Raw genomic sequence first — 24,143 nt, 5'->3', positions numbered from 1 at the left:
CGCGGGCGGCGGTCGGGACGACGCGCCGGAAGACCAGGGGGACGTTCCGTACTTGTCGGACACGCCTGCCCCGTGCAGGGCTACCGTACGCCCTAGGTCCGACAAGCCCAAACACGCCCCTCGCCCTTGTGTCGCAAGGGTTCGGGGCGGGATTGGGCGGGTAAGGTCGCTATTCGGTCATTTGACCGATGCGCGACACGGGCCGAGCGGCCCGGTCAGAGCTTGACGGAGGGGAAGGACGCGGTGTCGAGCGTCCCCACGATGCCCGGGGTCGGCCGCCACGGGGCGGGCGCCTCCGAGGCCGCGGCCAGGGCGGCGTCCCGGACGGCGGAGGCCACGGTCTTGGCGACGTCCTTGTGGAACACGCTCGGGATGATGTAGTTCGGGTTCCGCTCGTCGTCGCCGACGGTGGCGGCCAGCGCCCGGGCGGCGGCGATCATCATCTCGGTGTTGACCGTGCGGCTCTGGGCGTCCAGCAGGCCGCGGAAGACACCCGGGAAGACCAGCACGTTGTTGATCTGGTTCGGGAAGTCGCTGCGGCCGGTGGCGACCACCGCGGCGGTCTGGCGGGCCACCGCCGGGTCGACCTCCGGGTCCGGGTTGGCCAGCGCGAAGACGATCGCGTCCTCGGCCATGGTGGCCAGGTCGTCGCCGTCCAGCACGTTCGGGGCCGAGACGCCGATGAAGACGTCGGCGTCCGCCACGGCCTCCTTGAGGCTGCCGGTGCGGCCCGAGCGGTTGGTGTGCTCGGCGATCCAGCGCAGGCTCTCGTTGAGGTCGTCGCGGCCCTCGTGGACCACGCCCCTCACGTCCGCCACCGTGGCGTGCTCGACGCCGGCGGCCAGCAGCAGCTTGAGGATCGCGGTACCGGCGGCGCCGGCGCCCGACATCACCACCCGGATGTCGGCGATCTCCTTGCCGACCACCTTGAGCGCGTTGGTGAGGGCCGCCAGCACCACGATCGCGGTGCCGTGCTGGTCGTCGTGGAAGACCGGGATGTCCAGAGCCTCGCGCAGCCGGGCCTCGATCTCGAAGCAGCGCGGCGCCGAGATGTCCTCCAGGTTGATGCCGGCGAAGCCCGGGGCGATCGCCTTGACGACGGCCACGATCTCGTCGGTGTCCTGGGTGTCCAGGCAGATCGGCCAGGCGTCGATGCCGGCGAACCGCTTGAACAGGGCGGCCTTGCCCTCCATCACCGGCAGGGCGGCGGCCGGACCGATGTTGCCCAGGCCCAGCACGGCCGAGCCGTCGGTGACCACGGCGACGCTGTTGCGCTTGATCGTGAGGCGGCGTGCGTCCTCGGGGTTCTCGGCGATCGCCAGGCAGACCCGGGCGACCCCCGGGGTGTAGATCATCGAGAGGTCGTCACGGTTGCGGATCGGCAGCTTCGAGGACATCTCGATCTTGCCGCCGAGGTGCATCAGGAAGGTCCGGTCCGACACCTTGCCGATCGCCACGCCGTCGATGGCCCGGAGCTTCTCGACGATCTCCTCGCCGTGCGCGACCGAGAAGGCGGCCACCGTCACGTCGATCCGCAGCGCCTCCAGGCCGGAGGCGGTCACGTCGAGACCCGTCACCGAGCCGCCGGAGGACTCGACCGCCGTGGTGATCGCGCTGACGGCGTTGCCTCTGGCCGGAACCTCCAGCCGCACCGTGATCGAGTTCGAGACACTGGGCACCGTCGCCATCGACGTTCCTTCTTCCGTCCGTCCGTCTGCGAGTTCAACAAATTGTTGAGGGCTCTCGCCTGCGCATGCTAGACCTCGATCGTCGCACCTACCAGGGCGTAGTCAGAAATAACGTTCATTGAGTGTGCGGACCCGACAACTTCTTGCCTCAGCGGCCCGATGCGTTACATTGGACGGGACACCGGCTCGATCCAAGCCCCCGGGCCCAACCTTCGTCCCTTCGAGGGACCACTTGCCGCGAGGCGAGCATGGCGGGTCGGTGTCGTAGCTTCTGAAGGCCCCTCACCCGGCGGGTGAGGGGCCTTCGGTGTCGACGGGGGCCGTCGGCGCGCCCGGGGACGCACCCGTCGGGCGGGCCCCGGCGAGGGCCCGCCCGACGGCCCGTCAGTCGCGCAGCAGCGCGGGCACGCCGGCCGCGTCCGGCAGGTCGTCCGGACCGGACAGCACCGTCAGCCGCTGGGTGGCCCGGGTCAGCGCCACGTAGAGCACCCGCAGCCCCGCCTCCGACTCGCCGGCGATGCCGGTCGGGTCGGCGACCACGGTCGCGTCGTACTCCAGGCCCTTGGCCTCCAGGCTGCCCAGCGCCACCACGCGCTCGCCCAGCCCCGCGGTCCAGCCGGCCGCCTCGGCCCGCCGGTCCATCGGCACCACGACGGCCACCGTGCCGTCCACCTCTCCCAGCAGCCGCTCCAGCTCGGCCCGGCACGCCGCGCCGAACGCCTCCGGCGCCGGGTCGGTCACCGCCGTGAACCGCGGCTCGACACCCACGTGCCGCACCGCGCTCGGTGACGGCGTGCCGGGCGCCGCCAGGGCCAGGACCTTGGCCGCCACCTCCGCGATCTCGGCCGGGTTCCGGTAGTTCACGGTCAGCGTGTAGCGGCGCCGCGGCTTGCCGGACAGCACGTCGTCCAGCGCGGCCTGGGCCTCCTGCGGGAACGGCCAGGAGGACTGCGCCGGGTCGCCGACGATGGTCCACGTGGCCGTCCGGGCCCGGCGGCCGATCATCCGCCACTGCATCGGGGTGAGGTCCTGCGCCTCGTCGACGATGATGTGCGCGTACTCGGTGCGCTCCACCGGCATGCGGTCGCGCTGCCTCGACGAACGGTCGGCGAAGGTGGTGACCTCCTCCAGCCCGGTCAGCAGGTCCACCGCGTCGACCTCGCGCACCTTCGGCCGGGCCGCCTCGCCGAGCAGCACCTGCAGCTCGTCCACCAGCGCCACGTCGTGCGCGGAGAGCGCGCCCTCGCCCTGCTCGGACAGGTGCCGCCAGGACTCGGCCAGCACCCTCGCCTCCTCGGGGGTGACGGCGCGGCGGGCGATCCGGTTGGTGTGCCGGGTCCGCTTCAGCGTGCCGAGCACCCGGCGCGGGGTGACCACGGGCCACCAGGCGTCCAGGAAGTTCAGGAACGGCGGCTCGTCCGAGACGTAGTCGTCGAAGGACTCCTTCTCCTCCTGACGCTGCTCGCGGGCGTAGTGGTCGGTGGGTCTGGGCAGGTGGCGGGTGACCTCCTGCCAGAGCGCGTCCAGCAGCAGCCGGCGGGCCCGCGGGCGGAGCAGGTTCAGCGGGGTGCCGCCCGAGCCGATGACGTTGCCGCGCACCGCCTTGAGCCGGCCGGCGTCCAGCCGCAGCACCTCGCCGCGCGCGACCACCTTCAGCTCCTGCGGCGCGCCCAGCTCCAGCACGCCCCGGGCGGCCCGGCGCAGCAGGTGCGTCATCCGGGCCGAGCCCTTGATCCGGGCCGCCTCCGGGGTGTCGTAGGTGCCCGCCTCGATGCCGTCCACCAGCGAACCGACCGCGCGGACGGCGACCTGGCCCTCCTCGCCCAGCGAGGGCAGCACGCCCTCGGTGTAGGAGACCAGCAGCGGGGTCGGCGAGACCACCAGGATGCCCCCGGCGTAGCGGCGGCGGTCCTGGTAGAGCAGGAAGGCAGCGCGGTGCAGGGCCACGGCGGTCTTGCCGGTACCGGGCCCGCCGGTGACGAGCGTGGCCCCGGCCGCGGGGGCGCGGATCACCTCGTCCTGCTCCTTCTGGATGGAGGAGACGATGTCGCGCATCGAGTGGCTGCGGGCGCGGCCCAGGGAGGCCATCAGTGCGCCGTCGCCGACCACCGCCAGTTCCTCGCCACCCAGCGTGGGCGTGAGGTCGGGGCGGAGCAGGTCGTCCTCGACGCCGATCACCTTGCGGCCCTTGGAGCGGATCACCCGGCGGCGGATCACCCGACCGGGCTCCAGCGGGGTCGACCGGTAGAACGGCGCCGCGGCCGGGGCCCGCCAGTCGATCACCAGCGGGCCGTACTCGGCGTCCAGCACTCCGAGCCGGCCGATGTGCAGGGTCTCGGCGACGGCCGGGTCGGCCGGGTCGAGCGGGGTGTTGGAGGGGATGCCGTGCTCCTCCGGGGCATCCGGCTGTTGGAGGTCGATCCGACCGAAGAGGAAGTCCTCGAACTCGTTGTTGAGCCGCTGGAGGTGCGCGCCGGCCCGGTACACCTGGGCGTCCCGCTCGGCGAGCGCGCCGGGGGTGCCGACGTGCACGCGCTTGGCGGCGTCCTCCAGGATGTACTCGGCCTCGGCGAGTTTCTCCTCCAGGCGGTGGTAGACGGTGTCGAGGTGGCGCTGCTCCCCGGCGATCTCTCGCGCGCGGACCGTCTCGTGGTCGATGGCGGCGCTGCCCGTGTTGCTGGTGTCCGTGTTGCTCTGCATGGCCTCGGTGGTTGCGGCGGGAGTCCGGCTCTGGGAAACGAGCGGACGGAAGATCCTACGCCGCGACCGCGGTGGCGCGCCGCATCGGGAGCGAAAAACATGCAGGCCGCCCACCGCTGAGCGGTGGGCGGCCTGCACACTGTGAACATGGGGTGGTGGAGATGCCGGGAATCGAACCCGGGTCCAGTGGAGTGGATTCAGGACTTCTCCGAGCGCAGTCCGCTGTGATTTTCTCGGCCCTGGCAGTCACGCGGACAAGCCGCCAACAGGCCCAGCTACTGTTTGATTTCCCATCCACCCCCGCAGCCCGGGCGGACGGTTGAGTTCCCTAGATTATGCCAGGGTCCGGGTCGGGAACTCCCCGGTCTGACACCCAAGCGCTATCGGAGCTTATTAGGCAGCGAGAGCGAACTGCTGGGAATCGCTCTTAGAGTTGGCGATTATTTGTTTGCGACACGTGGTTAACGAGATCATTGCCGCGTTCCTCGGCTCGCTTCTCCTGTTTCGACTTCCCCTGTCGAAACCGATCATCCCCATGTTTTTTTGAGAAACAACAGGACGTTGACCGTCCGTGGTGCTGCCGCCATACTACGCGAGGCGACGGGCGAGGGTCCAGCCGATTAACGCCGAGCCGTCCGTGTCAGCTCTGACGCCGGCGGGCCGCCGCCACCGCGCGGGCCGTCTCGCGGGTGTCCTGCTTCTCCCTCAGGGTCTGCCGCTTGTCGTAGAGCTTCTTGCCGATCGCGAGCGCCAGTTCGAGCTTCACCCGGCCGTCCTTGAAGTACAGCGAGAGCGGGACGAGGGTGTGGCCCGCGTCCCGGACCTTCGCCTCGATCTTCTGGATCTCCATCCTGTGCAGGAGCAGCTTGCGCTTGCGCCGTGCCGCGTGGTTGGTCCACGTCCCCTGGGTGTACTCGGGGATGAAGACGTTGTCGATCCACGCCTCGTGGTTCTGGATGTACGCGTAGCCGTCGACCAGGTTGGCCCGACCCTCGCGCAGTGACTTCACCTCGGTGCCGGTGAGCACGAGACCGCACTCGTAGGTGTCGAGGATGGTGTACTCGTGTCGCGCCTTCTTGTTCTGCGCGATCAGCTTCTGTCCGGTTTCCTTTGCCATAGCGTCGGCCATTCTCGCACTTCGGGGCCGGTCGGGGCAGCCCCTTTTGGGCGCGCGCGCCGGGGTTCAGGCGCGGGTGCCCAGGCCGGCGAGCACCCGCAGGGCGAGTCCGGCGGTGTCCTCGGCGTCGGCCGCGGGCACGTCCGGGGCCAGGCCGGTGCCCTCCGGGGAGCGGCCGGCCGGGGTGAAGTAGCGGCCGACGGTCAGTTCCAGCACCGCGCCGTCGGCGAGCCGGCTGGGCTGCTGCACGGTGCCCTTGCCGAACGTCCTGCTCCCGACCACCACGGCCCGGCCGCGGTCCTGGAGCGCTCCGGTGAGCAGCTCGGCGGCGCTCATCGTGCCGCCGTCCACCAGGACGACGAGCGGTGTGCGCTGGTCCCCGCCGGGCGGGGCGGTCAGCTCGCGCGTCCCCCCGCGGTCCTGGTAGGAGCCGACCGGGCCGCCGTCCAGGAAGACCCCTGCGGTGCCGGCGGCCTCCTCGACCAGCCCGCCGGAGTTGCCGCGCAGGTCGAGCACCACCCCGGCCCGCGCGTCACGCACGGCGGCCCGGACCTGCTCGGCCACCCCGCTGGTGAAGGCCCGGACGGTGACCCGGACGACGCCGCCCGCCAGGCGTTCGGCGGCCACCTGCTGACTGTCCAGCAGGGCCCGGCGCAGGCGCACCTCGCGGACCTCGCCCTCCCCCCGCTGCACCGCCAGGACCACCTCGGAGCCGACCTGCCGCTCGGCGTCCTCGCGTCCGCGCAACCGGGCGACCACCTCGGTGACGGGCAGGTGGTCGGCCTGGTCGGCGCCGATCCGCAGCAGCCGGTCGCCGACCGCGATCCCGGCGGCGGCGGCGGGCCCGGCGGGCTGCACCCGGGAGACGGCGGTGGCGCCGTCCTGGCCGCGGCCGACCGAGAGGCCGACCCCGACGTAGCGGCCGCCCAGGCCCTGGCTGAACTCGGCGTACTCCTGCGCGCTGTAGTAGGCGCCCCAGCGGTCGCCGACCGCACCGATGAGGTGCTCGGCCTGCTGTTCGGACAGGTCGGCGCCGGCCGGGTCCTGGCCCGCCCCGAGGGTCGCGGCGGCGACCGGGGCGGTGTCCGCCGACGGCGGCCGGCCCGGCGTGCCCGGCTCCCCCCAGGCGCCGGTGGCGGCGCCGGCCAGCAGCACCACACCGAACACCAGGCTGAGGGTGGCCACCTGACGGGCCCCGCGCGGAGTTACTGGCATGGAATCGGAGTGTAGGCGCAGCGCGGAGCACACCGGGCCGGAACGGTCGGCGGCGGAACGGCGGCGGCCCCGGACGGCGCAGTGCCGTCCGGGGCCGCCGGGGCCCTCGGAGCCGTCGGGCCCGGCGCGGTGCCGGGCCTTGAGGCGGTGCTAGACCTTGAGGTACTTCCGCAGGGTGAAGAAGGCCGCGATGCCGGCCATCGCCATGCCGACCACCACCAGCAGCGGTATCACCGCCAGCACCGAGCCGAGCCCGATGAAGTTGATGAACTGGACCCGCTCGGCCAGCCAGCTGTGGACGAAGAAGTGGCCGCAGAGCAGCAGGCCGGAGGCCATCACCGCACCGAGCAGCGCGGAGAACGCGGCCTCGGCGATGAACGGCATCTGCACGTAGAAGTTCGAGGCACCGACCAGGCGCATGATGCCGGTCTCACGCCGCCTGCTGTACGCCGACACCCGAACGGTGTTGACGATCAGCAGCAGGGCGACGAAGAGCATCAGCACCATGATCACGAACGCCGCCGTCTGCAGACCGTTCAGCAGACCGAAGAGGTTCTCCAGGATCTTCCGCTGGTCCTCGACCGACTTCACACCGGGCTTGCCGGCGAAGGCGCTCTGGATGACGTCGTACTTGGTCGGGTCCTTGAGCTTCACCCGCCAGGACTGCGGAATGGCCTCCGGGCCGAGGACGGAGATGAGCGGGTTGTCCGGGTTCATCTCCTTCCAGTGCTTGTACGCCTCGGCGGAGTTCTCGAAGGTCGAGGACTGGACCACCGAGTCCATCTTGTCCAGCTGGGTCTTGATCTCGGCGATCTGCTGGTCGGTGGCCGCGCCCGCCTGGCACTGCGGCGAGTTGCGGGCGTCCGACTTGGTGCAGAAGTAGATGCTGACCTCGACCTTGTCGTACCAGTACCCCTTCATGGAGTTCACCTGGTCCCGGACCAGGAGCGAGGCACCGGCGAGGGCGAGGGAGAGCGCGACACTGACGACCACCGCGATGGTCATCGTCAGGTTGCGGCGGAGACCCACACCGATCTCCGACAGGACGAACTGGGCGCGCATGCGTTCAACAACTCCAGGGTCGGTACTGCTGGTCGGGCGAGGCGGGCGGGCTGCCCACGGGCTCAGCGCTGAGGGATCAGTGCTGGTATCCGTAGACGCCGCGGGCCTGGTCGCGGACCAGCAGCCCCTTGTCGAGCTCGATGACGCGCTTGCGCATCTGGTCGACGATGGCCTGGTCGTGGGTGGCCATCAGCACGGTGGTGCCGGTGCGGTTGATCCGGTCGAGCAGCTTCATGATGCCGATCGAGTTCTGCGGGTCGAGGTTTCCGGTGGGCTCGTCCGCGATCAGCAGCATCGGGCGGTTCACGAACGCCCGGGCGATCGCCACGCGCTGCTGCTCACCACCGGACAGCTCGCCCGGCATGCGGTCCTCCTTGCCGCCGAGACCGACCAGGTCGAGCACCTCGGGCACCACCTTGTTGATGGCGCTCTTCGGCTTGCCGATCACTTCGAGGGCGAAGGCCACGTTCTGCGAGACCGTCTTGTTCGGCAGCAGGCGGAAGTCCTGGAAGACGGTGCCCAGCTGGCGGCGCATGTGCGGCACCTTCCAGTTGGAGAGCTTGCCCAGGTCCTTGCCGAGCACGTGCACCTCGCCCGTGCTGGGGCGCTCCTCGCGCAGGCAGAGGCGCAGGAAGGTGGACTTGCCCGAGCCGGACGAGCCGACCAGGAAGACGAACTCACCCTTCTCGATCTCCAGCGAGACGTTGTCCAGGGCGGGACGATTCTGCTTGGGATAGGTCTTGGAGACGTTGTCGAATCTGATCACGGCTGCATCACGGAGGCCATCCTAGGCGGCGCCAGTCCTCGGTCGGTCCACCCCTCGGCTTGCCCGGCCCAGGGGCGGGCGAGGGGAGCGAAAGGGCCGCTCCCGGCTTGGGACCATACGCGAAGCGACGCCGCGCTCGCAGGCTCGGGCCTCGACGGAACCGGAAACCTGGGGGAGAATGACCGGCTTTGCCCCGAATATTGGGAGCCATCTCACAGCCCGGGGGCCGGAATGCAGAGAACCTGGCAGAGTGGAGGTGGCGGTCGGGGTTGACCGATCCCCCGCACAGGGCACATGAAGGAACCAAGGCCCGGTCCGGTGCGTTGGCTGTAGCAGCGAGGAGGAGATCGCATGACCTGCGACCATCTGGTGTGCGCCAACTGCAACGGCCGAGTGAGCGAGGGCCGCTGCCCCACGTGCCGTGCCACCCGGGCCAGGCTGCAGGAGCAGCAGAACCCGTTCGCCGCGCTCTCCCCCGCGATGCTGCTGGCCGTCCTGGCCGGACTGCTCGCGGTGGCGCTGCTCGCGCGGCAGGCGCTGGCCTGACCGGGACGCACCACATCGGAGAGGCCCCCGACCGCTTTCCGGTCGGGGGCCTCTCCGTCTCACCTGGTCCGCGGTTCCGCTGTTGCGCGGGGAACCGCCGTCCTACTGCTGCGCGGCGGTCTCGCGCTGCTTGCGCCAGCGGATGCCGGCCTCGATGAAGCCGTCGATGTCGCCGTCCAGCACGCCCTGCGGGTTGCCCACCTCGTACTCGGTCCGGACGTCCTTGACCATCTGGTACGGGTGCAGCACGTAGGAGCGCATCTGATTGCCCCAGGAGCTGCCGCTGTCCTTGAGGGCGTCCATCGCCGCCCGCTCCTCCTGGCGGCGCCGCTCCAGCAGCTTCGCCTGGAGGACGTTCATCGCGGACGCCTTGTTCTGGATCTGCGAGCGCTCGTTCTGGCAGGAGACCACCACGCCGGTCGGGAGGTGCGTGATGCGCACCGCCGAGTCGGTGGTGTTGACGCCCTGACCGCCCGGGCCGGACGCGCGGTACACGTCGATGCGCAGCTCGCCCTCGTCGATGTCGACGTGGTCGGACTGCTCGACGACCGGGAGCACCTCGACACCGGCGAACGAGGTCTGCCGGCGGCCCTGGTTGTCGAAGGGCGAGATGCGGACCAGGCGGTGGGTGCCCTGCTCGACCGAGAGGGTGCCGTAGGCGTACGGGGCCTTGACGGTGAAGGTGGCGGACTTGATGCCGGCCTCCTCCGCGTACGAGGTGTCGTAGACCTCGGTCGGGTACCCGTGGCGCTCGGCCCAGCGCAGGTACATGCGCATGAGCTGCTCGGCGAAGTCGGCGGCGTCCACGCCACCGGCCTCGGCACGGATGTTGATCAGCGCCTCACGGGCGTCGTACTCGCCGGAGAGGAGGGTGCGGACCTCCAGCTCCTCGACCGCCTTGCCGACGGCCGCCAGCTCGGTCTCGGCCTCGACGCGGGTGTCCGCGTCGTTCTCGGCCTCGGCCAGTTCGAACAGGACGCCCAGGTCGTCGATGCGGCTGCGCAGGCCCTCGACCCTGCGCAGTTCACCCTGGAGGAAGGAGAGCCTGCTGGTCACCTTCTGCGCGTTCGCGAGGTCGTCCCACAGGTTGGGGGCCGCTGCCTCCTCCTCCAGGACCGCGATGTCGGCCCGGATCTTGTCCAGGTCGAGGACGGCCTCGATCGACCCCATGGTCGTTTCGAGGTTCTTGAGCTCTTCGGAAGGATCGACGGCTGCCACGCCCCCAGGGTAATGGTTCCCGGGAGGCACCGGACGACCCCGGGGGGCGTCCGGGCCCGCGAGCACGCCGCCCGGGCCGCCCCGACGGGCCTGCGGGACGTCCCCCGGGGCCGTCGGGACGACGGCCGGGCGGGGACCCGGCCCGGCGTCCGGAACGGTGGCGGCGAACGCGGTCCAGGCCGCCGCGGCGCCGGCCAGCAGCAGCACCGTGGCCAGCAGGACCGCCAGCATCCGGCGGCGGCGCAGCAGCGCCTGGCGGTCCCGGCGGTGCGCCGCGCCCGGGGCGGTCCGCTGCGCCCGCGACTCGGCCGCGTACGAGGCCAGCTCGTCCGCGGAGGGGCGGCGCAGGCTGGTGTGGGTGTCCCGGGTGGAGTCCGGGGCGGCCCCCGGCACCAGCGGGACGGCCGGGCCGCGCCGCCGCTTGTGGGTGCCCGGTCCGGCGTCCACCTCGGCGTACACCGCCTCGCCCGGGGTGAGCTGCTCCTCGGCCGCCGGGCGGCCCTGCTGCGGGACGGCCAGCACCGGCAGCCCGGCCATCGCGGGCAGCTGCTCGCGCAGCCGGGTGGCCAGCTCGGCCGCGCGCAGCCGGGAGGCGGGGGCCTTGGCCAGGCACTCGGCGATGATCCGCCAGAGGCCGTCGGGCAGGCCCGGGATCGGCGGCACCTGCTCAGTGACGTGCCGGCGCAGCACCGCGCCGGTGTGGCCGCCGCCGAACGGGGTGAAGCCCGCCAGCAGCTCGTACAGCACGGTGGCGAGGGCGTAGATGTCGACGGCCGCGCGCGGTTCCAGGCCCTCGATGATCTCGGGGGCGAGGTAGTCGGGGGTGCCGATGATCCGGGTGGCACGGGTCCGGCGCGGGGCGTCGACCAGCCGGGCGACGCCGAAGTCGGTCAGCTTGGCGCGCGGGGCGCCACCGGGCCCGGGGGCTGCGGAGAGGTCGAGCAGGACGTTCTCCGGCTTGACGTCGCGGTGCACGATGCCGGCCGCGTGGGCGGCGGCCAGGCCGTCGGCGACGTCCGCGATGACCGAGACGGCGGTCTGCGGGGCGAGCGCGCCGTCCCGTTCCAGCCGGGACCGCAGGTCGGTGCCCTGGACCAGCTCCATGACGAGCGCGAGGTCGTTGCCGTCGACCACCATGTCGCGCACGCCGACCACCCGGGGGTGGTCGAGGCTGGTGAGCGCCGCGCGTTCCTGCACGAAACGGCCGACCAGCACCTGGTCGGCCGCGAGGTCCTCGCGGAGCAGCTTGACCGCGACCGGGCCGTCCGGGCCCTCACCGAGCCAGACCGTCCCGGCCGAGCCCCGGCCGATCACCTGGTGGACGGTGTAGCGGCTGCCGATCTTGCGTGCCAATGCTGCTCCGTGGGCGGCGGGAGCGTCCCGGGAGGGTGCGGGGCGCTCGGTGGGGCGGGACAACAGCGACCAACCTACGCGTCCGGGCGCCCTCCGGGGGCCGCCTGACGGTGCTCGGCGGGTACTGGGGGCCGAGAAATCTTGTGAATTATCGACATAGCGTCAATCCCGTTGCCGGTCGGGCCCGCAGCACCGCCCCCGGCGGGGCCGGTGGCCGGCGGCCCCGCGGGCCCCGTCCCGGGCCGGCCTCCCCGGACCGGCCGTCAGTTCTTCGAGTTGCCGAACAGGTGGCTCACCCAGTCGCTCGCGTCGGAGAACCAGCCCCGCACGCTGTCCCAGTACTCCGGCAGCGGGGTGAAGTTCCACAGCGCCACCGCGGCCACCGCCAGGACCAGCAGCACCATCAGACAGCCCTTCAGGCAGCCGAGGCCCGGGATGTACATCCGGTTGCGGCTGCGCGGACGCCGTTCGCGGGCGGGCGCCGCCTCCCGGCGGGACGGCTCCTGCGGCGGCTCGGCCCGGCGCTGCGGAGGCTCACGGCGCTGGGGGGCGGGCGGCTCCGCCCGGCGCGGGGGCGCCGGCGGGGCGGACTGCTGCGGCGCCGGACGGTGACCGCCCTGCGGACCGGCCGGGGCCTGCTGCCCGTACGGCTGGGGCGGCTGTCCGTGCGGCGGCCGGCCGCCCTGCGGGGCCTGGTTGTGCTGCGGCGGCCGGTTGTAGCCGCCGGGCGGCTGCGGACGACCTGCCGGAGGTGCCTGGTAGGGCGGCGGCGCGACCGGCGGACGCTGGGCGTAGCCCGGCGGCGGGGCGGCCTGCCGGTAGCCGCCCGGCTGCTGCGGCGCCTGGTGGCCCTGCGGCGGGCCGGGCGGGCGCCCGCCGGCCTGGTACGGCGCCGGGGCGACCGGCGGGGCGTCGAAGTCCTCGGGGGCGAAGTAGCTGACCTCGGTCTGCTGGTTGCGGTCGCGGGCCGCGCGCAGCTGGGTCTGCCACGGGTGCGGCGCCTCGGGCTGCGGCGGGCCGGGCGGGGGCGGCGGCACGGGCGGCATCATCCGGGTCGCGGCGGCCGGGTCGTACGGGGGCGGCTGGGTGCCCATCACCCGCGTCGCGGCCGCCGGGTCGTACTCCTGGCCGGGCTGGCCGAACTGACCGGGCTGGCCCGGCTGGCCCGGCTGGCCTGCCGGGAGCACCTGGGTGCGGTCCTCGGCGCCGGGCGCGCCGAACGGTCCGCCCGGCACCCCCATCGGGGCGCCCGGCACCGGGGCGGGCTGCCGGTCCGGCTGGAGCAGGGCACCGACGGCCAGCGCCGCGTCCACCGCCGCCGGGGAGGCGTGCACGCCCACCCCGGCCGCGACCACGCGCAGCGCGCGGGCCAGCGTCACGGCACTCGGCCGCTGCGCCGGGTCCTTGCGCAGGCAGCGCTCGATCACCGTCCAGAGCGGCTCGGGCATCGTGGACGGACGCTGCGGCTCCTGGGCGAGGTGGGCCTGGAGCACGGCCAGCGGGTTGTCGCCCTGGAACGGCTGGCGGCCGGTGACCAGCTCGTACAGCATGATCCCGGCGCCGTAGACGTCCACCGCGGAGGTCTGCGGGCGGCCCTCCGCGGACTCCGGGGCGACGTAGGCCGGGGTGCCGACGAACTCGTGGCTGCGGGTGATGCCCGGGGAGTCGGCGAGCCGGGCGATGCCGAAGTCGGTGAGCATCGGGTGCATCTGCTCGGTGCCGTCCACGACGGCGGTCGCGAGCAGGACGTTGGCCGGCTTGAGGTCGCGGTGGACGATGCCGTCGGCGTGGCTGACGGCCAGCGCGTCGGCGACCTGGGCCATCAGCAGGGCCCCGGCGATCGGGCTGAACGGGCCGTTGCCGCGCAGGTAGCGGGCCAGGTCGGGGCCGTCGATCAGGTCCATCACCAGGGCGAGCAGCTCGCCCTCGACGACCAGGTCGCGGACCTTGACGATGTTCGGGTGGGTGAGCCGGACCAGGACCGAGCGCTCGCGCAGGAAGCGCATCACGACGTCGGGGTCGGCGGCGAGCTCCTCGCGCAGCACCTTGATCGCGACCGACTGCCCCGGCTCGCTGCCGGGCACGGCGACGTCGGCGCGGACCCGTCCGCGCCAGACGGTGCCGGTGGCCCCCCGCCCGAGGGTCTCCTCAAGCACATACTTGCTGCCGACTGGCCGCACCTGTCGCACTCCTCGCCGTGCCGCCCGCGCGGGGCGCTCCCCCGCAGGTGCGGTGAGCCTGCCGGGCCCGTGTTTCCGGCCACTCTAACGGTGTCCGTTCATGTTTTTGAGGCGACCGGCGAGGGGGTTCGCCCGGGTTGGGGGACATCCCCTGGGGACGACCCGGAGGCCTCCGGCCGCGTTCGCCCCGGCCGCGGGCAGGGCGGCGGTTGACCTGACCCTCCGTCGCCTCCACCATGGCGATGATCGCAAGATCGTCAGATCCGGTACGGTGCGCGGACTGTCCGTGACGGATGGCAGGATGACAGTCGCCACTCGTGTGGCCCATGCGATGCCGGCCACGCCGACGTCACTCGCGGCGGGCCGGGGCAGCGGCACCAGGCGTCACACCAGCAGAAGGGACCGCGGGCGAGATGCAGATCCGGCTGACCGTCCTCCGACCGCGCAGCGGACCGGCAGTCGCCGGCTCCGCCATCCCCTACGTCGACGTGCTGGTCACCGCGCCCGTCGGCACCGCGCTCGGATCCCTCGCGGGCGCGCTCGCGGGCGCCGTGGGCGTGCGCGGCCCGCGGGCCGCCACCCACGTGCACCTGTACGCCGGGGCGCACCGGGTGGACGAGCACACGCTGCTCGGCCACCCCCCGCTGCTGGACGGCGCCGTCCTCAGCCTCAACGAACCCGACCCGACCGCCGACGACCCCGACGACGGCCCGGCCGCCGCCGAGCTCCGGGTGGTCGGCGGCCCCGACGCCGGCGGCGTGCACCGCCTGCACGGCCGGGAGATCCGGGTCGGCCGTTCGGGCGAGGCCGACGTCCCGATCGACGACCCGGACGTCTCCCGGCTCCACCTCTCCCTGCACCTCGCCGACGACGGCACGGTGACCGTCCGCGACCTCGGCTCGACCAACGGCACCACCGTGGACGGCCGGATCGTGCCGCCCGGCCCTCCCGAGGAGGCCGTCCCGCTCGACGGCACCGGACTGCTCCGGATCGGCGAGTCCACCCTCCGGGTCACCGGCCCGGAGGCCGGGGACGCCGCCGGGGCGCCCGCCCGCGCCGCGCTCCCCGACGGCCACGGCCACCTCCAGCTCGCCGCCCCCGCGCCCGTCCGCCCCGCGCCGCCCGCCGCCGAACCGCCCGCCGCGCCGGAGCCGCCCACCGGCCGGGGCCGCGGCCTGCTCTCGCTCCGGCTCGGCCGCACCGCCGCCGAGCCGCCCGGCCAGGAGAGCGCCGAGCGCCACCACGCCGCCGTCCGCACCCGGCAGGCCGCCGCCCAGCGCGAGCGCTGGCCCGACCTCGCCACCCTGCTGCTCAACGCGCTCGGCCCCGGCCCCCGGCTCTGGGAGCGCGGCCCCGGCCACCCCGACGCGCTCACCCTGCGGCTCGGCACCGCCGACCGGCCCGGCGGCCCCGGCACCTCCCCCGGCACCGTGCTGCCCGCCGTCCCGGTCACGCTCGACCTGCAGACCGCCGGGAGCCTCGGCCTCAGCGGACCGCGCGACCGGCTCGACGCGCTCACCCGCGCCGTCGTCGCCCAGCTCGCGGCGCTGCACCCGCCGACCGGGCTCAGCCTCGTCGTGGTCGACGCCGACCCGGCCCGCGCCCCGCAGGACCGCGCCGACACCTGGGCCTGGGCGCTCTGGCTGCCCCACCTGCGCCCCACCGACGGCCAGGACTGCCGGCTGCTGCTCGGCCTCGACGACGACCAGGCCACCGCCCGGCTCACCGAGCTCACCACCCGCCTCACCGGCCCGACCGGTCTCGGCGGCCACCCCGCCACCGTCGTGGTGGTCGACGGACGCCCGAACAGCCAGGCCGCCCGGCAGGCCCTCGACCTGCTGTTGCGACAGGGCCCGGCCGTCGGCATCTTCCCGGTCTGCCTCGCCGAACAGCCCGAACTGCTGCCCCGCGGCATCGGCGCCACCGCCCTGATCACCGGCGAGGTCGGCACCCAGCTCTCGCTCGACCGGCCGGTCGCCCGCGGCCGGGAGACCCTGCACGAGGTCTCCCTCGACGCGGTCTCGGACGCTTGGGCCGAACGGCTCGCCCGCGTCCTCGCCCCGCTCCGCGAGGCCGCACCCGTCACCCGCGGCCCGCTCCCGGACGCCCTGCGCCTGCTCGACCTGCTCCAGCTCGACACCGTCACCCCCGCCAAGCTCTCCGCCCGCTGGGACGCGCACGCCGGCGGCATCGGCGCCGCCACCGCCCTGCTCGGCACCACGCGCGACGAGCTCTGCACCCTCGACCTCGCCGACCCGGAGCTCACCCTCCCGTCCCCCGACCCGGGCGGCCCGCACCTGCTGGTCGGCGGCGCGCGCGGCTCCGGCAAGACCGAGCTGCTACGGACCCTGATCGCCTCGCTGGCGGTCTCCGAGCGCCCCGAGCGGCTGGCCGTCACCGTCGTCGAGGGCCGGGCCGGCGAGGACGGCCTCGCCGGGTGCACCGAGCTGCCGCACGTCACCGGGCTGGTCAACGCCGCCACCGACCCGCGCGCGGCGCTGCTCGCCGCCGAGGCGCTGGAGGACGAGCTGGTGCTGCGCGAGCGGCTCTTCGACGGGCTGGACTTCGCCTCCTGGCACGCCACCCGCATCCTCGACGGGGGGCTCGACGACACCCTCCACGCCGACCGGCCGGCCGTCCCCGTCCCCGCCGTCGTCGGTGCGGGCGGCACGCCGTCCGTGCCCCGGATCGTCCAGCCCCGCAGCGCCGAACCGCCGGCGCCGCCCGCCGCGCCGGCCGCACCCGCCGGCCCGGTCCCGGCCCGGCTCGTCGTCGTGGTCGACGACTACGACGCGCTGCTCTCCCCCACCTCCCCGGCCGGCCGGCCGCTCGCCCGGGCACTGGCCGCAGTCGCCCGGCGCGGCGGCCCGCTCGGCGTCCACCTCGCGGTGGCCACCGGGCGCCCGGAGGAGAGCGCCGGCACCGAGGTCGACGAGGCCGCCCTGCTGCGGATCGCGCTGCGCACCGACGACCCGGCCGACTCCGACCTGCTCATCCACCTCGGCGACGCCGCCGCGCTGCCGGACTCCACCCCGGGCCGCGGCTACCTGCGGCTGCCGGACGGCGGCGTGACCGCGTTCCAGACCGCCCGGATCAGCGGCCGCATCCCGCGCACCGCCACCCTGCGGCCCACCGTCGTCGCGATCGACCCGCTCCAGCTGGGGGCGCCGCCGGCCCGTCGTCCGGTGCGCGAGCTGGGCAACGGGCCGACCGACCTCGCCCTGCTCGCCAGCGCGCTGCAGCGGGCGGCCGGGCGCTGACCCCACGGGCACGCCGGGCACCGGGCACCGGGCACCGGGCACCGAAAACGGCTGTGGGGCCCGCTTCCACCGGGCCCCACAGCTTCACTCACGACGCGATCAGGCGTTCTTCTGCTTCGGCTCCTCACCGGCCTGGGCGGTGACCGTGCGGCCCAGCACCGCCGAGTGCCCGGACACCGTGCCCGGCTTGCCCAGGTCGCTGCCCTCGCCGACGACGACCAGACGCTCGCCGAGGAACTCGTGGGTCTTGGGGTCGAAGATCCACTCGCTCCGGACGCCGCCGTCCACGTGCGCCACGGCCACACCGTGCCGGCCCGACGCGTCCACCGAGTCGTCGATCACGGTGACCCCGGGGATCTTCGCCGCCGCCCGGTAGAGCGCGGCGCTGACCGCCGGCGGCGCCAGCTGCTCGCGCAGCAGGTCGCCGATGGTCGTGAAGGCCTCCTGGTCGGGGGTCCGGCCCTGGCCCTCGGTCTCCGTGTAGATCTTCTTCAGCAGCGCGTCCGGGTCGGTCGGCAGTCCGGCCAGGTACGCGTACGTCGGAGCGTTCAGGCTCGGCTTGGTGGTCGGGTCGACCCACTCGCCGCCGTCGGTGCGCGGCGCGGGACGCGTGTCCCCGGGCTTGCGCTCGCCCGTCTCGTGGGACCTCCCCTCCTCCTTCAGCACGCCCCACTGGCTGCCGTCCGCCGAGAGCCAGATCTGACGGCGGTGCGGCTTGTCGATGCTCGACTCGCCGGTGGCCAGGTTGACGGTGGCGAAGGAGACCAGGCTGTCCACGTAGACGAACTGGTTCTTGCCGGGCTTCAGGTCGGGCTTGCCGGCCGCGGTGTCGGCGACCTGCGTCAGCAGCTGCACGGCGGCGGCCGGGGCCGCGTTCAGCGTGGTGTCCCCGGTGGTCCGGCTCTGGACCTGCTGCTGCTTCTGCGGGCTGCCCTCACTGCCGCCCGCCGTCAGCACCACCGCCAGCGCCAGACCGCCCGCCAGGGCCGGAACCGCCACCCAGCCGAGCTTTCCGCGTCGGACCCGCGCGGGCTTCGTCTCCCGGATCTCACTCATCAGATGTCCCCTCAACAGCCGGTGGCGGTCGGCAGAGAGTTCGGGCCGCGCCGGCGGCGGCAACAGCCGCGCCAGCTCCGCACGTTCGTGCTCGTTCATCGGTTCGTCTCCCGTGTCGACCGGGCCGCATCGACGCGGCCACCCCGTACCTGTCCGACCTCCGCGCGGAGTTCCCGTCCACTTCCGAGCTCCTCCTCCGCCAGCGCGCGCAGCTTGGTGCGGGCGCGCGAGAGCCGCGAACGCACCGTCCCGATCGGCACCCCGAGGGCCTCCGCGGCGCTCGCGTAGTCCAGCCCGGCCCAGACGCAGAGGCCGAACACGTCCCGCTCGGCCTTCCGCAACCGGACCAGGGCGCGCCGGGCGGCGGCCAGCTGGGCGCTGTCGTCGAGGCGCCCGACCAGCTCGTCGGCGAAGTCCGGCACCACGTCGCGCTCCGGCAACCGCTCCATCGCGGCCCGGTGCCGCCGGGCCGCACGGGCCGTGTTGCGCAGCACGTTGGCGGCGACCCCGAACAGCCAGGGGCGCACCGACTCGTCGCCCTCGTGCAGTCTATGGCGCAGCCGCCACGCCTCCAGGAAGGTCAGCTGGACGACGTCCTCCGCGACCGCCCAGTCCCCCGACACCCGCACCGCGTACCGGTACAGGTCACCCGCCGTCTCGTCGAACAGCTCCCCGAACGCCCACTGGTCCCCGCTCCTCAACCGACCCCGCTGTGACAGCTCCACACCCCCACCTGTCCGCACCGGCCCACCGGGTTCCCCGGACAGCACAACACGGCGGGCCCGCGTCCGAGGACGCGGGCCCGCCGGGTGAACAGCCGTCCGTCAGCGCATCGAGCCCGTGCGGAGCAGGGTGCGGATGACGCGCATCGCGACCGAGAGGCTGGACAGCTCGTAGTTGTCCGAACCCCTTATGTCGTCGAGGGTGCTCTTGGCGCGGTTCAGCAGGGTGGAGTTGAGGTCCGCCCAGTCGCTGTAGCGCTCCTCGGGGGTGGCGCCGTCGGGGCCGCAGGCCAGGATGTCGGCGGTCAGCGCCGCGTGGGCCGCGAAGAGGTCCTCGCGGATGGCGGCACGGGCCATCGACGACCAGCGGTCCGTCCGGGGCAGCTCGATGATGCGGTCGAGCAGGTGGGTGATCTGCAGGCGGTCGGCGAGGTCGTAGTAGAGCTCGGCGACGTCGGCGACGTCCTTGCCGGACCGGTCCGCGACCTCGGTGATGTCCAGGGTCGGGAAGGTCGAGGACAGGCCCGCGATCCGGGTGGCGAGCGCCTCCGGCACGCCGGCCTCGGCCAGCTCGTTGTAGATCGACTCGAACCAGGCCAGGTCCTCGCCGCGGAGCGGCTTGGGCAGCGAGCCCCAGACCTGGTTGACCCGGTCGTGGAAGAACTCGATGGTGCCGGCGATGTCCAGCGGCTGGCGCCGGTTGTTGAGCATCCACCGGGTGGCGCGCTCGACCAGGCGGCGCGAGTGCAGGCGCATCTTGGTCTGGGCACGGGCCGGGACCTGGTTGTCCAGTGCCTCGATCTCGCCCCAGATCTCCTCCAGGCCGAAGACGGCCCGCGCGGCGGTGTGCGTCCGGGCGATCTCCTCGTAGGTGGCGCCGGTCTCCTCCTTCAGGCGGAAGGCGAAGGTGCAGCCACCGCGGTTGATCGTGTCGTTGACGATCAGCGTGGTGATGATCTCGCGGCGCAGGGCGTGCTGGTCGATCTGCTCGGCGAACCGGGTCCGCAGCGCGCTCGGGAAGTAGTCGTGCAGCGCGGTGCGGAAGAACGGGTCGTCGGGCAGCTCGGTGGCGAGCAGCTCGTCGGCCAGGGTGATCTTGGTGTAGGCGAGCAGCACCGACATCTCCGGCTGGGACAGACCCCGGCCGTTCTGCTGGCGCTCGCGGATCTGCCGCTCGGCGGGCAGGAACTCCAGGCCCCGGTCGAGCTGGCCGGCCGACTCCAGGCGGTTGATCATCCGGGAGTGGACGTTGACCATGCTGTGCGCCTGGGCGACGGCGTTGGCCAGCACCACGTTCTGCGCGTAGTTGTTGCGCAGCACGAGGTGGCCGACCTCGTCGGTCATCTCGGCGAGCAGGGTGTTGCGCTGCTTCACCGTCATGTCGCCGTCGCCGACGACCTGGTTGAGCAGGATCTTGATGTTGACCTCGTGGTCCGAGGTGTCCACGCCGGCCGAGTTGTCGATGGCGTCGGTGTTGATCCAGCCGCCGCCGGCCTGCGGGCCGCCGGTCGCCGCGTACTCGATGCGGCCGAGCTGGGTGCAGCCGAGGTTGCCGCCCTCACCGATGACGCGGGCGCGGACCTGCTCGCCGTTGACCCGGATCGCGTCGTTGGCCTTGTCGCCGACCTCGGCGTTGGTCTCGGTGGCGGCCTTGATGTAGGTGCCGATGCCGCCGTTCCAGAACAGGTCGACGGGCGCCTGCAGGACCGCCTTCATGAGCTCGGCGGGGGTGAGCTTGGAGGCCGTGATGCCGAGGCGCTCGCGGACCTGCGCGGAGACCGGGATGGACTTGGCGGTGCGCGGGAAGACCCCGCCGCCGGACGAGATCAGCGACTTGTCGTAGTCGTCCCAGGAGCTGCGGGGCAGCTCGAAGAGGCGGCGGCGCTCGGCGTAGGAGGCGGCCGCGTCCGGGCTGGGGTCGAGGAAGATGTGCCGGTGGTCGAAGGCGGCGACCAGGCGGATGTGCTCGCTGAGCAGCATGCCGTTGCCGAAGACGTCGCCGGACATGTCACCGATGCCGATGACGCTGAAGTCCTCGGACTGGGTGTCGACGCCGAGTTCGCGGAAGTTGCGCTTGACGGACTCCCAGGCGCCGCGGGCGGTGATGCCCATGCCCTTGTGGTCGTAGCCGGCCGAGCCGCCGGAGGCGAACGCGTCGCCCAGCCAGAAGCCGTACGACTCGGCGACGCCGTTCGCGATGTCGGAGAAGGTCGCGGTGCCCTTGTCGGCGGCGACGACCAGGTAGGTGTCGTCCTCGTCGTGGCGGACCACGTCGGCCGGGTGGACGACCTCGCCGCCGACCAGGTTGTCGGTGATGTCGAGCAGCGCCGAGATGAACGTCTTGTAGGACGAAACACCCTCGGCGAGCCAGGCGTCGCGGTCCACCGACGGGTCCGGCAGCTGCTTGGCGACGAAGCCGCCCTTGGCGCCGACCGGCACGATGACGGTGTTCTTCACCATCTGCGCCTTGACCAGGCCGAGGATCTCGGTCCGGAAGTCCTCACGCCGGTCGGACCAGCGCAGACCGCCGCGGGCGACCTTGCCGAAGCGCAGGTGCACGCCCTCGACCTGGGGCGAGTAGACCCAGATCTCGAACGCCGGACGCGGGGCCGGCAGGTCCGGGATGGCCTTCGGGTCGAACTTCATCGACACGTACGAGTGCCACTCGCCCGCGCTGTCGTGCTGGAAGAAGTTGGTCCGCAGGGTGGCCTTGATCAGGTGGAGGAAGGAACGCAGGATGCGGTCCTCGTCCAGCGAGACGACCTCGTCCAGCGCGCCGGACAGCTCCTCCAGGATGCCCTCGGTCAGTTCGAGGGCGCCCTGCTGGTGGCTGGGGCTCAGCCGGGCCTCGAAGAGGTTCACCAGCAGGCGGGTGGTGTGGGTGTTGTTGCGGAGCGCGTCCTCCATGTAGTCCTGGGAGAACGTGGAGCCCGCCTGGCGCAGGTACTTGGCGTACGTGCGCAGCATCATCGCCTGGCGCCAGGTCAGCCCGCCGGTCAGGACCAGCTCGTTGAAGCCGTCGTTCTCGGCCTTGCCCGTCCAGGTGGCGGCGAAGGTCTCCTGGAACCGCTCGCGCGCCTCGTCGGTCAGTTCGACCGCCTCGCGCAGCCGCAGACCGAAGTCGTAGACCCAGGCGGTGGTGTGGTCGGAACGGGTCAGCGCGTAGGGGTGCTCGTCCAGCACCTCGACGCCGAGCCGCTGGAGGACCGGCAGGACCTCGGTGAGCGAGATCGGGCCGCCCACCCGGTAGATCTTGAAGCGGCGCTCGTCGTCGCCCGCGCCGACCGGCTGGTACAGGTTGAGGCGGAAGTCGCCCTCGCCGTGCAGCGACTCGATCTGCTTGAGGTCGGCGACGGCGGTGCGCGCGGTGAAGTCGGCGCGGTAGCCGTCGGGGAAGGCGTTGGCGTACTTGCGGGACAGCTCCGCGGCCCTCTCCTCGCCCAGCTCGACGTGCAGCTGGTCGTTGAAGCCGTCCATCCAGAACCGGGCGGCCTCGGCCAGCCTGGCCTCGATCCGCTCGACCTCGGCGTCGCTCAGGTGCGGCAACTCGCTGCCCGGGGTCACCCGGACCACGAAGTGCAGTCGGGTCAGCACGGACTCCGTCGACCAGACCGTGTAGTCGATCGAGGCGCCGTTGAGCTCCTGCATCAGGAGGTCCATCAGGCGCAGCCGGATGCGGGTGGTGTAGCGGTCGCGCGGCAGGTAGACCAGCGCGGAGAAGTAGCGCCCGTACTCGTCCTGGCGCAGAAAGAGCCGCAGCTTCCGGCGTTCCTGCAGGTAGAGCACGCTGGTGGCGATCTGGAGCAGTTCACCGGCCGGGGTCTGGAAGATCTCGTCCCGCGGGAAGGTCTCCAGGATCTGGAGCAGGTCGCGGCCGTCGTGGCTCTCGGTGGAGAAGCCGGACTCGGCGATGACGTCCTGGACCTTGCGGCGGACCACGGGGATGCGGCTGACCGACTCGGTGTACGCGGCGGCCGAGAACAGGCCGAGGAAGCGGCGCTCGCCGACGACCACGCCGTTGGCGTCGAACTTCTTCACGCCGACGTAGTCGAGGTAGGACGGGCGGTGCACGGTGGCGCGGCTGTTGGCCTTGGTCAGGACGAGCAGCTTCTTCTCGTGCGCCTTGGCGCGGACCGGCGCGGAGAGCCGGCCGAAGGCCTCGCTGACGGCGTGGTGCTGGTCGTCGTGGCCGATCGGGTCGGAGCGCAGGATGCCGAGGCCGGTCCCGGCGACGGCCTTGAGGACCTCCTCGCCCTCGTGCTCGACCAGGTCGTACTCGCGGTAGCCGAGGAAGGTGAAGTGGTCGTCGGCGAGCCAGCGCATCAGCTCCCAGGCTTCGCCGACCTCCTGCTCGGGAAGGCCGGTCGGGGGCTGCTCGGCGAGCTCGTCGGCGAGGCGGAGCGCGGAGTCGCGCATCTTGCCCCAGTCCTCGACGACCTCGCGGACGTCCCCGAGCACGCGGCGCAGGTCGGTCTCGATCGCGCGCAGGTCCGCGCGGTCGGTCTCGCGGTCGACCTCGATGTGCATCCACGACTCGACGATCGCGTCGGCCGGCCACTCGGCACCGGCGGCCTGGCTGCGGGCGCAGGCGTCGACGTCGAGGATCTCCAGCAGCTTGCCGGTGATGTCGCGGCGGACCACCAGCTGCGGGTGGATGACGACGTGGATCGCCCGGTCCTGGCGGGACAGCTCGTTGGTGACCGAGTCGACCAGGAAGGGCATGTCGTCGGTGACGACCTCGACCACGGTGTGGCCGCAGGACCAGCCGTTCTCCTCCACCGAGGGGGTGTGCACCCGCACCTCGGCGGTGCCCTGCGGCCGCTTGAGGCCGAGGCGGTAGTGGGAGGCGGCCGCGCCGTACACGTCGACCGGGTCGCGGTCGACCAGGTCCTCGGGCGCGGTGTGGAGGTAGTAGTGGTGCAGGTATGCGGTCAGAGCGCCGTTGCTCAGACCCTCCCCCGGCGCCGCTCCCCCCACCTGGCTGTTCTCAGCGGCTGCTGCTGCCTTCCTGAGCAGTTCGGCCTTGGCTGCGTCCAGCTTGGTCTGCATGACTTCTTGGCTCCTGTCGCGCGCCGTTGCGTGACTCGGTGGTGTGTGGGTGTGCACCGCCGGGTCTTCCGCAATCCTGCCGCACCCTCCAGCTGAAAGGAGTCCATGGCACGCATGGAACAGCCCTGCAGCGGGTAGGACGAAACGTTCGGCCTGCGGAGCCACCCGACGACGCCAGCCAGCCTAACGGGATCAATCGAAGGTGTCAGGG

Annotated in this window: 13 protein-coding genes, 1 other RNA gene and 1 pseudogene; 2 read left to right on the top strand and 13 right to left on the bottom strand. The window is 72.8% G+C overall.

Annotated features, from left to right (window positions below):
- Positions 1-215 precede the first annotated feature (215 nt).
- From PUR61_RS35070 to ftsE, 7 genes are all read right to left on the bottom strand, one after another.
- Positions 216-1,688, bottom strand: a complete 1,473-nt coding sequence (locus tag PUR61_RS35070) for an NAD-dependent malic enzyme (RefSeq protein WP_329883582.1) — start codon at positions 1,686-1,688, stop codon at positions 216-218.
- A gap of 384 nt (positions 1,689-2,072) precedes the next feature.
- Complete coding sequence (locus PUR61_RS35065; protein ID WP_329883581.1) at positions 2,073-4,388, bottom strand: HelD family protein; 2,316 nt, start codon at positions 4,386-4,388, stop codon at positions 2,073-2,075.
- Positions 4,389-4,541: 153 nt separating this feature from the next.
- Positions 4,542-4,923: a transfer-messenger RNA gene (gene ssrA / locus PUR61_RS35060) on the bottom strand.
- Positions 4,924-5,028: 105 nt separating this feature from the next.
- Positions 5,029-5,505 carry an SsrA-binding protein SmpB gene (gene smpB, locus PUR61_RS35055; protein WP_329883580.1) on the bottom strand — a complete coding sequence of 159 codons (477 nt, stop codon included), beginning with the start codon at positions 5,503-5,505 and terminating at the stop codon, positions 5,029-5,031.
- Between the two features lie 66 nt (positions 5,506-5,571).
- Entirely contained in the window at positions 5,572-6,720 is a 1,149-nt protein-coding gene (locus tag PUR61_RS35050) for a S41 family peptidase (protein WP_329883579.1), read from the bottom strand.
- A 150-nt stretch (positions 6,721-6,870) separates the two neighbouring features.
- A complete protein-coding gene (gene ftsX / locus PUR61_RS35045; protein WP_329883578.1) occupies positions 6,871-7,782 on the bottom strand; it encodes a permease-like cell division protein FtsX in 912 nt (303 codons plus the stop codon).
- Positions 7,783-7,858: 76 nt separating this feature from the next.
- Positions 7,859-8,548, bottom strand: a complete 690-nt coding sequence (gene ftsE / locus PUR61_RS35040; protein ID WP_329883577.1) for a cell division ATP-binding protein FtsE — start codon at positions 8,546-8,548, stop codon at positions 7,859-7,861.
- A gap of 351 nt (positions 8,549-8,899) precedes the next feature.
- Here ftsE and PUR61_RS35035 point away from each other — a divergent pair, with 351 nt between their 5' ends.
- A complete protein-coding gene (locus PUR61_RS35035; protein WP_329883576.1) occupies positions 8,900-9,094 on the top strand; it encodes a hypothetical protein in 195 nt (64 codons plus the stop codon).
- 102 nt (positions 9,095-9,196) lie between these two features.
- On the opposite strand, the gene prfB is transcribed toward PUR61_RS35035, so the two are convergent.
- The 3 genes and pseudogenes from prfB to PUR61_RS35020 all read right to left on the bottom strand — a co-directional run bounded on the left by prfB (position 9,197) and on the right by PUR61_RS35020 (position 13,845).
- Positions 9,197-10,312 (bottom strand): peptide chain release factor 2, encoded by a 1,116-nt coding sequence (gene prfB, locus PUR61_RS35030; RefSeq protein WP_329883744.1) that lies wholly within the window; start codon positions 10,310-10,312, stop codon positions 9,197-9,199.
- A 567-nt stretch (positions 10,313-10,879) separates the two neighbouring features.
- Positions 10,880-11,665, bottom strand: a pseudogene (locus tag PUR61_RS35025) (serine/threonine-protein kinase); the annotation flags it as partial.
- A gap of 263 nt (positions 11,666-11,928) precedes the next feature.
- Positions 11,929-13,845, bottom strand: coding sequence for a serine/threonine-protein kinase (locus tag PUR61_RS35020; protein ID WP_329883575.1), 1,917 nt, complete (start codon positions 13,843-13,845; stop codon positions 11,929-11,931).
- 413 nt (positions 13,846-14,258) lie between these two features.
- Between PUR61_RS35020 and PUR61_RS35015 the strand changes: the two genes are divergently transcribed.
- A complete protein-coding gene (locus PUR61_RS35015; RefSeq protein ID WP_329883574.1) occupies positions 14,259-17,105 on the top strand; it encodes an FtsK/SpoIIIE domain-containing protein in 2,847 nt (948 codons plus the stop codon).
- A gap of 99 nt (positions 17,106-17,204) precedes the next feature.
- On the opposite strand, the gene PUR61_RS35010 is transcribed toward PUR61_RS35015, so the two are convergent.
- From PUR61_RS35010 to PUR61_RS35000, 3 genes are all read right to left on the bottom strand, one after another.
- Entirely contained in the window at positions 17,205-18,260 is a 1,056-nt protein-coding gene (locus PUR61_RS35010) for a CU044_5270 family protein (RefSeq protein ID WP_329883573.1), read from the bottom strand.
- Positions 18,257-18,886 (bottom strand): RNA polymerase sigma factor, encoded by a 630-nt coding sequence (locus PUR61_RS35005; RefSeq protein ID WP_329883572.1) that lies wholly within the window; start codon positions 18,884-18,886, stop codon positions 18,257-18,259. The genes PUR61_RS35010 and PUR61_RS35005 overlap by 4 nt, the downstream gene beginning before the upstream one ends.
- Before the next feature lie 99 nt (positions 18,887-18,985).
- On the bottom strand, positions 18,986-23,932 hold the full coding sequence (locus tag PUR61_RS35000) for an NAD-glutamate dehydrogenase (protein ID WP_329883571.1): 4,947 nt from the start codon (positions 23,930-23,932) through the stop codon (positions 18,986-18,988).
- Between the last annotated feature and the right edge of the window lie 211 nt (positions 23,933-24,143).

The organism is Streptomyces sp. BE20, assembly GCF_036322525.1.
GTDB lineage: Bacteria > Actinomycetota > Actinomycetes > Streptomycetales > Streptomycetaceae > Kitasatospora.
Note: the sequence above shows the minus strand (reverse complement) of the source record. Positions and strands in the feature narration are given on the sequence as shown.